We start from the raw sequence: 14825 nt of genomic DNA, 5'->3' as shown, positions 1-14825 counted from the left end.
TGCCGTCAAGAAATCTCAACGCCGCCGCAATCTCGCCCCGGACAACCCTCAACAATAGGGTGTCACCCGTTGGAGAGCTTGCCACATGATCGGACCCCTGCCGGCCATCGGCCGTTTCTTCACCCGCGCGCTGGACTTCGGCGGTCGTGCCACCCGGGCGGAGTTCTGGTGGGTCCAGCTGGCCTATGTCCTGCAGGCCGCCGCCCTCGTCGCGGTCGTCGTGACGGGCACGGTTCCGAAGGCCCTGCTGTTCGATCCGGCCACCGGCGCACCGGGGATGGCGATACAGCTCTACGGGCTGTTGATGACCGCGCTCTTGGTCCCGGGCCTGACGCTCTGCATCCGGCGTCTGCACGACACGGACCGCTCCGGCTGGTGGTACTGCATCCTCTTCGTGCCGCTGATCGGTCCGCTGTGGTTCATCTTCCTGATGCTGCAGCCATCTGACGACACGAACCGCTTCGGGCCCAATCCGCACGATGGGCCGGACCGTCCACTGCGCGAGGCTCCGTCCAGCGCGCCGGCACCGCAACCCAAGGCCAGAGCCCGTCACGCCAAGGGGCCGAAGAAATCGACCGCCTGGGACAGCGCCCATGTCATCCTGCAGGTGGACTCCGCGCCCAGCCCGGCCATGCGGCAGGCCCGCAAGGCGGAGATCAGCGACTACTACCGCCGCAACATACTCAAGGAAGTCCCGGCAGAGTGACCTCTCGGCCCCCCACAAGCGACCCCAACAGTCGATCCGACACGCGCCGCCAAACACCATGACCGGATGTAGGGCGGAGATTCTCCGCCCTCCGCCATGTCCAGCGGCACGCCTTCAGTAGGAATAGGCGGCGTAGATCCGGTTCAGGTCGCCGTTCCAGTCGCCGTGGTAATGCTCCAGCAGTTCGTCCGCCGGGGTCATGCCGCTCTCGACGCTTTCCTTCAGCGCGCTGAGGAAATGCGTCTCGTCGGGCACCAGCCCGCCCGCACCGGGACGCGCCCGCGCCTTCAGACCCGCCTCGCAGATCTCCAGCACCTCACGCGCGAGGTCGTGCATCCGGATGCCGTCGACCTCCGCCGCCAGCGCATCGCGCGTGGCCGCCAGCCGCAGCGCCTCTCGCTGCTCCGCCGTCCAGTTGCGGCACAGGTCCCAGGCCGCGTCCAGCGCGGTCTGGTCGTACATCAGCCCCACCCAGAAGGCCGGCAGCGCGCAGAGCCGCCGCCACGGGCCGCCATCGGCGCCGCGCATCTCGATGAACTTTTTCACGCGCGCATCCGGGAAGGCGGTAGTCAGGTGGTCGGCCCAGTCCGAAAGGGTCGGCGTCTCGCCCGGCAGCGCGGGCAGCTTGCCCTCCAGGAAATCGCGGAAGGACATCCCCAGCGCGTCCAAGTACTTGCCGTCGCGGTAGACGAAGTACATCGGCACATCCAGCGCGTACTCCACCCAGCGCTCGAAGCCAAAGCCCTCCTCGAAGACAAACGGCAGCATCCCCGTGCGCGAGTCGTCGAGCGTTTCCCAGATCTGCATCCGCTTGGATTTCACGCCAACCGGCTTGCCTTCGAAGAACGGCGAGTTGGCGAAGAGTGCGGTCGCCACGGGCGACAGCGCAAGCGCCACGCGCATCTTCTGCACCATGTCCGCCTCCGATCCGAAGTCGAGGTTGACCTGCACGGTGCAGGTCCGGCGCATCATCTCGCGACCTGTGGTGCCCACCTTGGGCATGTAGGCGTCCATCAGCTTGTAGCGGCCCTTGGGCATCAGCGGCATCTGGTCATGTGTCCAGACAGGCGCCGCCCCCAGACCGATGAAACCCACGCCCAGCTCGTCGGCAACCCCCTTCACCTCGCGCAGGTGTTCGTTCACCTCGTCGCAGGTCTGGTGGATGGTCTCCAGGGGTGCACCGGACAGCTCCAGCGCGCCGCCCGGTTCGAGCGAGACGTTCGCCCCGTCCTTCGTCAGGCCGATCAGGTGGCCGCCTTCCTCGACGGGTGCCCAGCCGTAGCGGTCGCGCAGCCCCTCCAGCACCGCCCGGATGGAGCGTTCGCCGTCATAGGGCAGCGGGTTCAGGGTATCCTTGCAGTAGCCGAACTTCTCGTGCTCCGTCCCGATGCGCCAGTCTTCCTTCGGCTTGCACCCGGAGGCGAGGTAATCCGCCATCTGGTCAAACGATTCGATGGGGCCGCCGCCGGACTGTGGGATGGACATGGTGGGAGGCTCCCGATCTCTGTTCGCTGTCGTTCAGGTTACCGTCCTGTCGGCATTCTCGCGGACTGTCAATGCAACCGATCTGGTGCATTGCGCAGGGGACCTGCGCGCCAGATCACGACCGGGATGCGCGACCCCGCCTTCATCTGTTTCAGCATGTGTTCCGTGCGGATGCCCGGCAGGCTGGCAAAGGCGTCGAACAGCCCCTCTGCCCCGCGCGCCGTCAGGGGGATGGACAGGGGCGCCTGCCCGGGCACGCGCAGCACCCAGTGCGGCGGCTTGCCGGAGGGATCGAGCACCACGCTCGACAATGTCTCAAGGTCGACCACGCCGCCATCCAGCGGCCCGAAGTAGCTGATCCGCTTCTCGACGATCTGCACCACGCCCGGCCCGTCGCTGCCGACGCGGAACCGCGCCCGCTGCACGCCCGCCGCCGCCAGCAGGACCCCTGCCGCCACCAGCGCCCAGCCGATGACCGCCAGAACCGGCCCGGTGGCCGCAATTGCCCAGTAGAGCCCGAGCGCCGCGACACAGGCCGCGGCGGCCACCTCGCGCCACCGCCACAACAATCTGCGCGCCTCCCTCCGGATCATGGGGCAGTCCCCAGGGTCAGCGGCTCGCGCAGGATCGTCACACGGTAGTCGCCGCACCGGACAAAGCCGATCCGCTCGTAGGCCTTGGCCGCCGCGGGCGAAGCCGCGAAGAGGATCGCAAGCTCCGCCCCGCGCGACCGCGCATTCGCCAGCAGCCCGGAGACGACACGTCCGGCGCGCCCCTCTCCGCGCAGGTTTTCCGGCACGAAGACACCGCCCACCTGCACCGCCTGCCCCGCACGTGCGTTGATCCGCGCCATGGCCACCGGCCTGCCGCGCTCTTCCATGATCTGGGTGTCCGCCGACCCGACCGCCGCCCGCGCCCGCACCGCCGCCTCGCGGTCGATGCGCGAGGCCGGACAGGTTCCGGTCTCGGACAGGTAGCGCACCCACCAGTCCGCCAGCATCGTGACATCCGACTCCTGCGCTTGCCGCACGGGCGGCACCTCTCCCAGTCCGGAAAGCGGCAACCGGTACAGCGGCTCCACCCGGTTCAAGGACAGCGCATCCGGTGACACGGGCAGGGCACGCAGGAGCGCGTCCATCTGCGCCACGTCCCCTGTCATCCCGGTCAGCGTGTAGCCTTTCAGCAGATGGGCATAGGTCTGCGCCTCGGTGGCGGAGAGGCCGGGCAACTGGCACATCAGGAAGCCCCCGTTGGTCGCACCGAAAACGCCGGTGATGCCCTCACCGGTCTCGCGCAGGAAGAAAGACGTGCCATGCGGGTGCGTCGCGTTGTTCACGCCATGCGCTTCGAGGTTGCCGAGCAGGAACATCGAATGTTCGATCCGCTTTTCGAGGAACGCGACCATCGGCCCGATGTCTGCCTCGGTGGCCTTGCGGATCATCTTGTCATTTCCTCGAACCAGGTCGTCACGCTGCAAAAGATGCCTGCATTCCGGCACCGGCCGGAAGCGCCAAGATGCCGTGCCGCCACGCCGGAGGCAACCCGCCTGCCCCGCCATCCGCGCGGCCCGGTGGCCGCCAAGCAAGGTTCCGCCCCCGGCTCCCTGCGCAAGCCTCCCGCCAGGTATTTTTCGCCAAGATAAAGGCGAAATATCACATCCTTCATCTTGGTCACAAATACCTGAATCCCCAACCGACCGCATGCGGACCGACCGGGCATTATGGAGGCAGCCTTTCCAAGGGCAGCGGTCACGTCCAGTCGCCCAAATGCGCCTGCCACAGCGCGAGCGCCGCGACAGCGGCGGTTTCCGCGCGCAGGATGCGCGGGCCGAGGCTCACGGCGCGGGCGCAGTCCATCTGCGCCAGCCGGGCACGTTCGCGGTCGGAGAAGCCGCCCTCGGGTCCGATCAGCACCGCCCAGGGACCGGGGCTCAGCCCGTCGAGGGCGGTCGGAGCACCTGCCGCGGTTTCGTCGCAAAAGAGGATCTGCCGGCTGTCGTCCCAGTCCGCCAGCAGCCGGTCGAGCCGCGTCATCTCCGCGACCTCGGGGACGAAAGTGGCGCCACATTGCTCGGCGGCCTCCACCGCATGCGCCTGCTGCTTGTCGACCCGCAGCCGTTCGGAATTGGTGAACTCGGTCTGCACCGGCAGGATGCGGCGTGCGCCCAGTTCCACCGCTTTCTCGACGATGAAGTCGGTGCGGGCCTTCTTCACCGGCGCGAACATCAGCCAGAGATCGGGCGGCGTGCCCTGTGCCGCCAGCCTGTCGCGGCAGACGAGAGTGCCGCCGCGCTTGCCCGCCTCGGCGACTTCTGCTGCCCATTCGCCATCCCGCCCGTTGAACAGGGCGACGCGGGCGCCGGGCTCGAGCCGCATGACGCCGAAGAGGTAATGCGCCTGCTCCCGCGACAGCGCGACCTCCTGTTCCTCGGACAAAGGCTGGTCTACACAGAGGCGGATTTTCGGTTTCTCGAACGACATGGAGGGGACCATATGACCGGTGCGCAGCAGACGCCAGAGGCGCAGAGGCCCGAACCCTCGGGTCAGGTTTCGGATGCCGTGAAGGGCAACTGGGTCGACCACCACGCCCCGGCCTTCGCCCGCCCCTACCTGCGGCTCAGCCGCGCGGACCGGCCGATCGGGACGTGGCTCCTGCTGCTGCCCTGCTGGTGGGGGTTGACGCTGGCCATGGTGTCGGACGGCCGCGCCAGCTGGTTCGACCTCTGGATCTTCGCGGGCTGCGGGCTGGGCGCGGTGCTGATGCGCGGCGCGGGTTGTACCTGGAACGACATCACCGACCGCCACATCGACGGCTCCGTGGCGCGCACGGCATCGAGACCGATCCCTTCGGGCCAGGTCTCCGCGAAACAGGCGCTCGCCTGGGCCGTGGCGCAATCGCTCATCGCCTTCCTGATCCTGCTGACCTTCCCGCCCATGGCCATCGCGCTTGGCGTGCTCTCGCTGGCGCCGGTGGCGATCTACCCCTTCGCCAAGCGCTTCACCTGGTGGCCGCAGATCTTCCTCGGCATCGCCTTCAACTGGGGCGCGCTGCTGGCCTGGACCGCGCACACCGGCACGCTGCAATGGCCGGCCGTCTTCCTCTATGTCGCAGGCATGGCGTGGACGCTGTTCTACGACACGATCTACGCCCATCAGGACAAGGAGGACGACGCGCTGATCGGGGTGAAGTCCACCGCCCGCCTCTTCGGCGACGCCGCCACGCCGCGCTGGCTCGCGCGGTTCCTCGCCCTGACCGTCGCCCTGCAGGGGATTGCCATCGTGATGGCGGCACCCGAAGGCGAGATCCTGAAACTGGTCGTGGCGCTCGCCGGGCCCTGGGCCATGGGCTGGCACATGCTCTGGCAGATGCGCAGGCTTAAACTGGATGACAACGACCGGCTGCTGGAGCTCTTCCGGTCCAACCGGGACGCGGGACTCCTGCCCGTGCTGTTTTTCGCCGCCGCGATAATCGCCTGATTGCACAGACCCTTTGGACTGCGTATCTACCGTAACACTCGAAACCGGGACGTCACCACGTACATGCGGCTCTCTTCGCTCTTCACCATCGCCGGGACTTTTCTCGCCGCCAGCGGGCTGAGCGTACTGACTGCATACTTCACCGCCCAGATGATCGAGACAGCCTCGCAGTCCAGCGTGCTGAACGAACTCGACCGCGAGGGCCTGCCCTGGGCCGAGGTCGACACCAACGGTCTGCAGGTCTTCCTCATCGGCACGGCACCGGACGAGGCCGCGCGCTTCAAGGCGCTGTCGACCGCCGGGCGTGTCGTCGATGCCTCCCGCGTGATCGACCAGATGCTGGTGGAGGAACCCGAGGACGTGGCGCCGCCCCGCTTCTCGGTCGAGATCCTGAGAAACGACGCGGGTGTCTCGGTGATCGGGCTTGTGCCCCAATCGACCGACCGCGAGGCGCTGATAGAAAGCTTCCGCCAGATCGCCGGTGGGCAGGAGGTTTCCGACCTGCTGGAAGCCGCCGATTTCCCCGCGCCCGACGGCTGGGAACAGGCCCTGCGCTTCGCCACCAGCGCGTTGCGCGACCTGCCGCGCTCCAAGGTGTCGGTCGATGCCGAACGGGTGGAAATCAAGGCCATGACCGAAAGCGCCGAGGCGCGCAGCCGGCTGGAAACCAACCTCACGCGGCGCAAGCCGGAGGGTCTGCGGCTTGCGCTCGACCTCTCCGCCCCGCGGCCCGTCATCACGCCCTTCACCCTGCGCTTCCTGATCGACGACGAGGGCGCGCGCTTCGACGCCTGTTCCGCCGACACCGAAGAGGCGCGGTCCCGCATCCTGCGCGCCGCCTCCGGTGCAGGTCTCGAAGGCAAGGCGATCTGCACCCTCGGCCTCGGCGTGCCCTCGCGCCGCTGGGCCGACGCGGTCGAGCTGGGCATCGCCAAGCTGAAGGAAGTGGGCGGCGGCTCCATCACCTTCTCCAACGCCGATGTCACGCTGGTGGCGCTCGAAGGCACGCCGCAGGGCACCTTCGACCGGATCGTCGGCGAACTGGAAACCACCCTGCCGGAGGTCTTCGCGCTGCATGCCGTGCTGCCCAAGGCGCCGGAACAGGATGCCGAGGGCCCGCCCGACTTCACCGCCACCCTCTCGCCCGAGGGCAAGGTCCAGTTGCGCGGACGCCTGACCACCGAGATCGCCCGCCAGACCGCAGACAGCTACGCCCGCGCGCGCTTTGGGTCGGAGGCGGTCTATACCGCCGCCCGCCTGGCCGACAACCTGCCCTCGGACTGGCCGGTGCGCACGCTCGCCGGGCTGGAGGCGCTGTCGATGCTGGCCAACGGCTCTGTCACCGTGACGCCCGACGACGTGATCGTGACCGGCCAGACCGGCAACCAGGAGGCCAGCGCCCAGATCGCGAAACTTCTGGCCGGTAAGCTCGGTGAAAACGCCACCTTCGACATCGACGTGACCTATGTCGAACGGCTGGACCCGACGCTGGGCATTCCCTCGCCCGAGCAATGCGTCGGCATGATCAAGGAAGTGGTCGGCACGCGGAAGATCAACTTCGAGCCGGGCTCTGCCACGCTCGACATCTCGGCCCGCGACATCCTCGACGAACTGGCGGACCTTCTGAAGACCTGTGGCGACATCCCGCTGGAAATCGGCGGCCACACCGACAGCCAGGGCCGCGAGTCGATGAACCAGCAGCTCAGCCGGGACCGCGCGCAGTCGGTGCTCGACGCGCTGCGCGGGCGCCGGGTGCCGGTGCGCATGTACGAGGTGAAGGGCTACGGCGAAGAGCAGCCCATCGCCGACAACGGCACCGAGGAAGGCCGCGAGGCCAATCGCCGGATCGAGTTCAAGCTGCTGATCGACGAGCTGGAAGAGGCCGTCGCCGAAGCCGAGGACGCCGCCGAAGAGGCGACCGAAGCGGGCGAGACCGGAGAGACGGCAGAGGCCGCCGACACGGGCACGGCAGATACCGCGGCGACAGACGCGTCCGAGGCCTCCACGACCGAAGACACCGACGGGGAACAGACCGCCGACACGACGGATGCAGAGCCGGACGGCCAAGACGACACGACGGATGCCGCCACGGACACCCCGCCGATGCAGGACCCGGAGGCCACAGAGGCCGCCGCCGGCATCGGGGCGGACAAGGCGGTGCCACAGGGCGCGGTGCGCGATGCGGATTTCAAGCCGGAAAACGGCGAAGACGGCTAACATGCCGGAGGGACAAAACAACAAATGGACAGAACCCAGTTCATCATCGCGACGGCGATCATTCTTTTTGTCGCCTTTTGCCTGGGCTGGTTCGCCCACTGGCTAATCCACCGCTTTCGCCGTGTCAGCCAGGCCGATGTCGATCAACTCGAACGCATGAGTCAGGAACTGCATGAGGCGGAGGAAACCCGGGATCAGGCGATCACCTACCTCCAGCAGCGCGAGGCCGAGCTGACCAACCAGCTGGCCCAGACCGAGGCAGAGCTGGCCGCGGCAATGGACGGCCTGCGCGAAGCCCGGCAGGAAGCCGAGGAAATGCGCGCCTACGCCGAGCGGATGAGCCAGAGCTGACAGACCGCGCCACCGTCGCGCAAGCGCGGGCTTGACCGGAACAGTTTTCCGCCCGTCGCATCGGCGGGGGCACTTAGGTATCATGTTGCGCCGTGCCACGGAACGTGGCGGGGTCATGCTCAACGCGACAACCCGTCCTCGCACTCGGTCTTTCCCCCCGGCCCTTTCGAATGCCCCTCGCCTGCCCCGGCAAAGCCGCGCGTTCCCGCCTGAATCGCCTGTCCTATTGCGTCCGCAGCCTCTATGCAGGGGCCAGACATTCCCGACCACCGGACGCCCCAATGACCCAGATCATCTCTGCCCTTTCCGACGTATCCGACCGCTATGACGCGCTGTTCGTGGACCTGTGGGGCTGCGTGCACAACGGCATCAAGGCCATCCCCTCTGCCGTCGCAGCCCTTCAGGACTACCGCGCGAAAGGCGGGGCCGTGGTGCTGGTGACAAACGCGCCGCGCTCCCGTCACGAGGTCGCAAAACAGCTGACGAAGTTCGAGGTGCCCGAAGACGCCTACGACGACATCGCCACCTCCGGCGACGCCGCCCGCGCCGCCATGTTCCAGGGCGCCGTGGGCTCGAAGGTCTATTTCATGGGGCTCGACTTCGACCTGACCTTCTTCGACCCGCTCCAGATCCTCGACAACCCGGTCGAGATCACCCGCGTCCCGCTTCAGGAGGCCGAGGGTATCGTCTGCTGCGGCCCCTTCGATCCCCATGCCGATCCGGAAGTGAACCGCCCCGACTTCCTCTATGCCAAACAGAAGGGCCTGAAGCTGCTCTGCGCGAACCCGGATATCGTCGTCGACCGTGGCGAACGCCGCGAATACTGCGCCGGGGCCCTGGCGAAACTCTATACCGAGATGGGGGGCGAGAGCCTCTATTTCGGCAAGCCGCACCCGGCGATCTACGACCTGGCCCGGCGCCGTCTTGCAGCGCATCGCGCGGACGTGCCCGACAGCGCGATCCTCGCCATCGGGGACGGCCCGCACACCGACATTCTGGGCGCGATGGGCGAGGATTTCGATTCCCTCTTCATCACCGGCGGCCTCGCCCGGACCGAGACCAAAACGACGCAGCAGCCCGATCCGGACGCGCTAAGCGCCTATATCGAAAAGGAAAGGGTGGCGCCGACCTTCTCCATGGGCACGCTCGGGTAACAAAATTACCGCTTGCTTTTGCTGCGTTCGCAAAGTAATAAAATTACCAATCTCTCCTGGAGATGACGCTTTTATTACCGGACGGATGCTCATGGAGGGCAAGATGTTGGACAACCTGCCACGCGGAACGATCTGCATCGAAGACATCGAGATGGGCATGACCCGTTACCTCCGGAAGCAGGTGACGGATCAGGATATCGAGATGTTCGCCGAGGTCTCCACCGACCGGAACCCGGTGCACCTCGACGACGCCTACGCGCAGGACACCATCTTCGAGGGCCGCATCGCCCATGGCATGCTGACCGCGGGGCTGATCTCCGCGGTCATCGGCGAACAGCTTCCCGGTCACGGCACCGTCTATCTCGGCCAGTCGCTGAAGTTCCTCGCGCCCGTGCGCCCGGGCGACACGGTCTATGCCGAGGTCAAGGTGACCGACATCGATATCGCCAAGCGCCGCGTGACGCTGGAGACGCACTGCTCGGTCGACGGCAAGAAGGTCGTCATCGGCGAAGCCAAGGTCCTCGCCCCCTCTCGCAAGTTCGACTAAGCCGAAAAACCCTCCGTGTTTTTCGGCTGGTGGGCAGGCGAGTTTTCCAAAGGAAAACTCAGCGCCCACACCCAACCCTGCCAGGCACACCACCCCGCGTTCTTCGGCTGGCGGGCGAACGCGCTTTCCAAAGGGAAACTCAGCGCACGCGCCCCACCCGGCGTGCCCACCGCGTTCACCCCAGCCTGAACCCATCGGGAATCCCCTCGTCCCGACCGTCCAGCACCAGGTCGGCCATCACCTCCGCCACCTTGGGCGCCATGCCAAAGCCAATCTTGAACCCGCCGTTGGCGACGAAATGACCGTCGCGCCCCGGCCAGGCGCCCAGTACCGGCGCTCGGGTCCGTGCCCGGGGCCGCACGCCCGCCCAGCGGGACACAACCTCCGCCCCTGACAGATCCGGCACGGCCTCTCGCGCCGCCGCGATCAGCTCCTCGCATTGCGCGTCCAGCGCCGATCCATCCTCGAAATCCCGCTCAGAGGTCGATCCGATGGCGACCGTCCCGTCCGCGTGCGGCACGATGTGCAACCCGCCGACGAACAATTGCGGCGCCTCGCGCGCCTCGAACCGGAAAGCCGCCGACTGGCCCTTCACCCCGTCGCCGACCTTGCGCCCCAGCGCCTCCGACAGTTCGACAAGGCCGCGCCAGCCGGTCGCCCAGATCACCGCGCCCGCGTCCTCCGCCTCCGGCACCACCGACACACCTTTCGCCTGAAGCGCCGCGACCAGCGCCGCGCAGGCCCGGCGCGGGTGCATGCGCGCGCTCAGCGTGTCGCGGATCAGCCAGCCCGACGGCGACACCGGCGCAAAGGGCCCGGCCTCCGACTGCGGCACCACCTCCCAGACCGCCCTGCCCTGCCACAGCGCGGATGCGCCTTCGCCCCGCGCGCGCGCCAGCGCCAGCCCGGCCCCGTCCGCCACGGGTTGCAGCCGCCCCGTCTGGGCATAGCCGGCAGAGACGCCGCCCAAGGCCTCGACCTCCTGCCAGAACCGCTCCGCCATCAACAGGCTCTCCAGCTGGAAGGCCTTCTTCTCGTTCCAGTTTTCCGGGACATGCGGCGCCAGCGCCCCCACCAGCCCGCCCGAGGACCCGGCCCCGGCGCCATGCGGATCGACCACCTGCACCCGCGCCCCGCGCTGCACCAGCGTCCAGGCGATCGAGAGCCCGAAGATCCCCGCGCCCCGGATCGTCACGTCCACGCTTGCCATTGCCGTCTCCCCGCGTCACATCTCGGCACATCCCATAAGGACTTCCCCGATGGCCGACCAGAGCCCCGCGCTCGACTGGCGCGACGACATCCCCGTGTCGACCCGTTTCGACGACCCCTACTACTCGCTCGAGAACGGGCTGGAGGAGACGCGCCACGTCTTCCTGTCCGGCAACGGCCTGCCGGAGCGGTTTCGTGACGGGTTCCACATTGCCGAGCTGGGTTTCGGCACGGGGCTGAACCTGCTCGCCGCACTCGACCTCTGGCGCAGGACCGGCCAGCAGGGCCGCCTGAGGTTCACCAGTTTCGAGGCGTATCCGCTGGACGGCGCGCAGATGATCCGCGCGCAATCCGCCTTCCCCGCGGTGGCGGAGGTCGCCCACGATCTCGCCCCCCACTGGCAGGACCGCGCCACGCGGATCACCCTGCCCGACCTCGACTTCACCCTCGTCACCGGCGACGCCCGCGAGACGCTGCCGCGCTGGGACGGCCTGGCCGACGCATGGTTCCTCGACGGCTTCGCCCCGGTACGCAATCCCGAACTCTGGGCGCCCGACCTCATGGCCGAGGTCGCCCGCCACATGGCCCCCGGCGCCACCGCCGCCAGCTACACCGCCGCGGGCCACGTCCGCCGCGCGCTGGCCGAGGCGGGCCTCGACGTCACCCGGCAGCCGGGATATGGCCGCAAGCGCCACATGACGACGGCAAAGAAGCCCTGACATGACCGAACAGAATACCAGACTCGGCATCCTCCTGATGGTTGCCACGACCTTCGTCTTCGCCATGCAGGACGGGCTCTCGCGGCACCTCGCGACGGAATACAACGTCATGATGGTGGTGATGCTGCGCTACTGGTTCTTCGCGGCCTTCGTCATCGCCGTGGCGGCGCGCCAGCCCGGCGGCCTGCGCCGCGCCACCCGCAGTGGCCACCCTCTGGTGCAATGTTTCCGAGGCGCCCTGCTGGTGGTCGAGATCAACGTGATGGTGCTGGCCTTCGTCTTCCTCGGCCTCGTGGAAAGCCACGCCGTCTTTGCCTGCTACCCGCTGCTGGTTGCGGCCCTCTCCGGCCCGGTGCTGGGCGAAAAGGTCGGCTGGCGGCGGTGGGCGGCCATCGGCGTGGGCTTCGTCGGCGTGATCGTGATCCTGCAGCCCTCGGGCGGGGTGTTCTCCCCCTATGCTGCGATCCCGCTGCTGGCGGCGCTGATGTTCAGCCTTTACGCGCTGCTCACCCGCTACGTCGCGCGGACCGACACGGCGGCGACCTCGTTCTTCTACACCGGCACGGCGGGCGCCATCGTCGCCACCGCCATCGGCCTGTGGTTCTGGGAACCGATGACCGCCCCCGATTGGGGCTGGATGGGGCTCCTGTGCCTCACCGGCGCGCTGGGGCACTGGTTCATGATCCGCGCCTACGAGGTGGCCGAGGCCAGCGCCGTCCAGCCTTTCGCCTACCTGCAACTGGTCTTCGCCAGCACCCTCGGGCTTATCGTCTTCAACGAAACGCTGCGCACCAACGTGGTGATCGGCGCGGCGATGATCGTCGCCGCCGGGCTCTTCACCCTCTGGCGCGCCCGCGTCAAAGGCTGATCCCCGGCCTTCCGCGCGTCACGCCGCCCCTTGCCCGAGGCACAGGCCGCAAGGCCGGGGCCGAGACACCCTGCATGGGCGCCCGACAGGGCGCACATTCCGCAAGGTTCAGTCCGCCACCACCGACCGCGCCAGCATTGACGCGCCGATCAATTCCTCGGAAAACGGCACCGGCAGGGGTTCCTTGCCCAGCCGCGCGCGATAGACCGGCAGGCTTTCCGCCACCCGCATCACGTAGTTGCGGGTCTCGTCGAAGGGGATCATCTCGATCCAGTCGACCACGTCCACCGCGCCGTTCCGCGGGTCGCCGAACTCCGCCATCCAGCGCAACGGACGCGACGGCCCGGCGTTGTAGCCCGCGGCCATCATCACCACGTTGCCGTCGAAGGTGTCCGCCAGCCCGGCCAGATAGGTCGATCCCAGCGTCGCGTTATACGCCGGATCGGACAGCAACCGCGCCGCATCGTAGGGTTCGCCCACCTTGGCGGCGACCTCCCGCGCGGTGCCGGGCATCAGCTGCATGAACCCGCGCGCGCCTGCGCCCGAGATCACGCCGGGATCGAACTCCGACTCGCGCCGGGCGATGGCCAGCACCAGTTCCTTCGGCACCGGGTATTCCGTGCCCACCACTTCCGGGTGCAGCGCGTAATACGGCCCAGCCAGCTCGATCCCGAACTGCGCCGCGCGCTTGCCGAGCATCACCTGGATGTGTGGGCGTTTCATCTCCGCCAGCATGTCGCCCATCTGGCCCATGCCCGTGCGGTCCTGGCTTTCGGCAAGATGCGTCAGGAAGCGTTCGCCCAAGTCGATCTCGCCCGCCGCCAGCAGCAGGATCCCCGCCTGGAAGACCGTGGACTTGGCAAACCCGGCCTCGCGCCAGTCCGGGAAATCCTCGTCGCCAGACAAGAGCGGGTTCACCGGGATGCCGCCCCGTTCCGCCGCGAGCAGCCCGTAAAAGGAGGTCTGGAAGGCCGCGCCCTCCGTGTAGGCCGCCTGCGCGCCCTCCGCATCGCCAGTGGCCTCCAGCGCCCGGCCCAGCCAGTAGCCCGCCCGGCCGACCGAGATCGGCGTCCACACCGCCTCCCGGAAGTTGCGGAAGTGCTGCACGGCCAGGTCCGCGCGGCCAAGGAACTGCATGGCGAGGTAGCCCGACAGCCACTCCAGCTCTGCGAATTCGGAGCCTTCGACAAGGTAATGCCGCGACGCGATCTCGTAGGCCTCGTCGTAGGCGCCCGCCCGCATCCGCATCCGCGCGAGGTCCACCCGCTCGTTCGCCCAGGCCCAGGGCTCGCCCAGCCCTGCCAGCGAGGTGGACCGCTCCTTCAGCAGCTCGATCGCCTCGTCGCGGCGCCCCTTGCGCACCCGCCACAGGAACCGCTCGTAGGCCAGCCCGGCGTTGTCCGCCAGTTCCTCAGGCACGCGGGAGATCAGCGAATCGACGTTGCCGACCGCCGCGCGCAGGCCCATGCGCGCCTCGGCCAGCGCGCGCCAGCCATCCTCCGCGAAGGGCAGCATGGCGGTGGCGTTCTGGCTCCAGCCGTTCCAAAGCGCCATGTCCAGACGCGCGATGTGGTGCGGCTTCAGGATCTCGCCCCAGGTCGCCATGAAGGCCCGGCGCTCGTCGCTGGTCAGCGACAGCGTCCGCCACGCCAGCACGATGTCGGCCTGCGCCAGCCCCTCGTCGCCTTCGGTCATGTGCACCCGCGCCAGCGCCAGCGCGCCCGCGCCGGACTGCGGCTGGTGATCCGAGAAGAAGTGCTGGATCTGCGCGTTCGTCGCCTCGTCGGCCATGATCGGCTCCGACTTCTCGCGCAGGTAGTCCATGCCCGGCCAGTCGGGATTGCGGGCGATGAAGTCCATGACCTCTTCCGAATCCCCCCGCCCCGACCGCAACGCGTGCCACAGGATGACGTCGACCGCGATCTGGCCGTCGCCACGCGCCTCGATCTGGGCGGCGGCCCAGTTTCCGGTGCGCATCGACTGCATGGCCTTGGCCAGCGCCTGCCCGCTCTCCTGCGCGGCGGCGGCCATGCTGGTGCATATCAACAGCAAAACGGCTAGAAGGCGCGACATGAGCTTGCAATTCCCGCAAT

Annotated in this window: 14 protein-coding genes; 8 read left to right on the top strand and 6 right to left on the bottom strand. The window is 68.1% G+C overall.

Going from position 1 to position 14825, the window contains the following annotated elements; genetic code table 11:
- Positions 1-85: 85 nt before the first annotated feature.
- Positions 86-706: a DUF805 domain-containing protein gene (locus tag QNI11_RS04110; RefSeq protein ID WP_283982439.1), complete on the top strand. Its 621-nt coding sequence runs from the start codon at positions 86-88 to the stop codon at positions 704-706.
- Positions 707-820: 114 nt separating this feature from the next.
- Here the strand turns inward: QNI11_RS04110 and QNI11_RS04105 are convergent, their stop codons facing one another.
- The 4 genes from QNI11_RS04105 to QNI11_RS04090 all read right to left on the bottom strand — a co-directional run bounded on the left by QNI11_RS04105 (position 821) and on the right by QNI11_RS04090 (position 4671).
- Positions 821-2191, bottom strand: coding sequence for a glutamate--cysteine ligase (locus QNI11_RS04105; RefSeq protein WP_283982438.1), 1371 nt, complete (start codon positions 2189-2191; stop codon positions 821-823).
- A gap of 68 nt (positions 2192-2259) precedes the next feature.
- Positions 2260-2784, bottom strand: a complete 525-nt coding sequence (locus QNI11_RS04100) for a hypothetical protein (RefSeq protein WP_283982437.1) — start codon at positions 2782-2784, stop codon at positions 2260-2262.
- Positions 2781-3632, bottom strand: coding sequence for a GNAT family N-acetyltransferase (locus QNI11_RS04095; protein WP_283982436.1), 852 nt, complete (start codon positions 3630-3632; stop codon positions 2781-2783). Before QNI11_RS04095 ends, QNI11_RS04100 begins: the two co-directional genes overlap by 4 nt.
- Positions 3633-3939: 307 nt before the next feature.
- Complete coding sequence (locus tag QNI11_RS04090) at positions 3940-4671, bottom strand: 16S rRNA (uracil(1498)-N(3))-methyltransferase (protein WP_254698338.1); 732 nt, start codon at positions 4669-4671, stop codon at positions 3940-3942.
- Positions 4672-4683: 12 nt separating this feature from the next.
- Between QNI11_RS04090 and ubiA the strand changes: the two genes are divergently transcribed.
- From ubiA to QNI11_RS04065, 5 genes are all read left to right on the top strand, one after another.
- A complete protein-coding gene (gene ubiA / locus QNI11_RS04085) occupies positions 4684-5667 on the top strand; it encodes a 4-hydroxybenzoate octaprenyltransferase (protein ID WP_283982435.1) in 984 nt (327 codons plus the stop codon).
- 63 nt (positions 5668-5730) lie between these two features.
- Positions 5731-7884: an OmpA family protein gene (locus tag QNI11_RS04080; RefSeq protein WP_283982434.1), complete on the top strand. Its 2154-nt coding sequence runs from the start codon at positions 5731-5733 to the stop codon at positions 7882-7884.
- Positions 7885-7908: 24 nt separating this feature from the next.
- On the top strand, positions 7909-8235 hold the full coding sequence (locus QNI11_RS04075; RefSeq protein WP_283982433.1) for a hypothetical protein: 327 nt from the start codon (positions 7909-7911) through the stop codon (positions 8233-8235).
- Positions 8236-8516: 281 nt separating this feature from the next.
- On the top strand, positions 8517-9389 hold the full coding sequence (locus tag QNI11_RS04070) for a TIGR01459 family HAD-type hydrolase (RefSeq protein WP_283982432.1): 873 nt from the start codon (positions 8517-8519) through the stop codon (positions 9387-9389).
- 103 nt (positions 9390-9492) lie between these two features.
- Positions 9493-9936 carry a MaoC family dehydratase gene (locus tag QNI11_RS04065; RefSeq protein ID WP_100930839.1) on the top strand — a complete coding sequence of 148 codons (444 nt, stop codon included), beginning with the start codon at positions 9493-9495 and terminating at the stop codon, positions 9934-9936.
- A gap of 175 nt (positions 9937-10111) precedes the next feature.
- On the opposite strand, the gene QNI11_RS04060 is transcribed toward QNI11_RS04065, so the two are convergent.
- A complete protein-coding gene (locus QNI11_RS04060) occupies positions 10112-11146 on the bottom strand; it encodes an FAD-binding oxidoreductase (RefSeq protein ID WP_283982429.1) in 1035 nt (344 codons plus the stop codon).
- Between the two features lie 49 nt (positions 11147-11195).
- Here QNI11_RS04060 and mnmD point away from each other — a divergent pair, with 49 nt between their 5' ends.
- Both mnmD and QNI11_RS04050 read left to right on the top strand, forming a co-directional pair.
- Positions 11196-11864, top strand: a complete 669-nt coding sequence (gene mnmD / locus QNI11_RS04055; protein WP_283982428.1) for a tRNA (5-methylaminomethyl-2-thiouridine)(34)-methyltransferase MnmD — start codon at positions 11196-11198, stop codon at positions 11862-11864.
- Position 11865: 1 nt separating this feature from the next.
- A complete protein-coding gene (locus tag QNI11_RS04050; protein WP_283982427.1) occupies positions 11866-12732 on the top strand; it encodes a DMT family transporter in 867 nt (288 codons plus the stop codon).
- Positions 12733-12840: 108 nt separating this feature from the next.
- On the opposite strand, the gene QNI11_RS04045 is transcribed toward QNI11_RS04050, so the two are convergent.
- Positions 12841-14805 (bottom strand): lytic transglycosylase domain-containing protein, encoded by a 1965-nt coding sequence (locus tag QNI11_RS04045; protein WP_283982426.1) that lies wholly within the window; start codon positions 14803-14805, stop codon positions 12841-12843.
- Positions 14806-14825 lie beyond the last annotated feature (20 nt).

It is taken from the genome of Sagittula sp. MA-2, from assembly GCF_030126985.1.
Classification (GTDB): Bacteria; Pseudomonadota; Alphaproteobacteria; order Rhodobacterales; family Rhodobacteraceae; genus Sagittula.
Note: the sequence above shows the minus strand (reverse complement) of the source record. Positions and strands in the feature narration are given on the sequence as shown.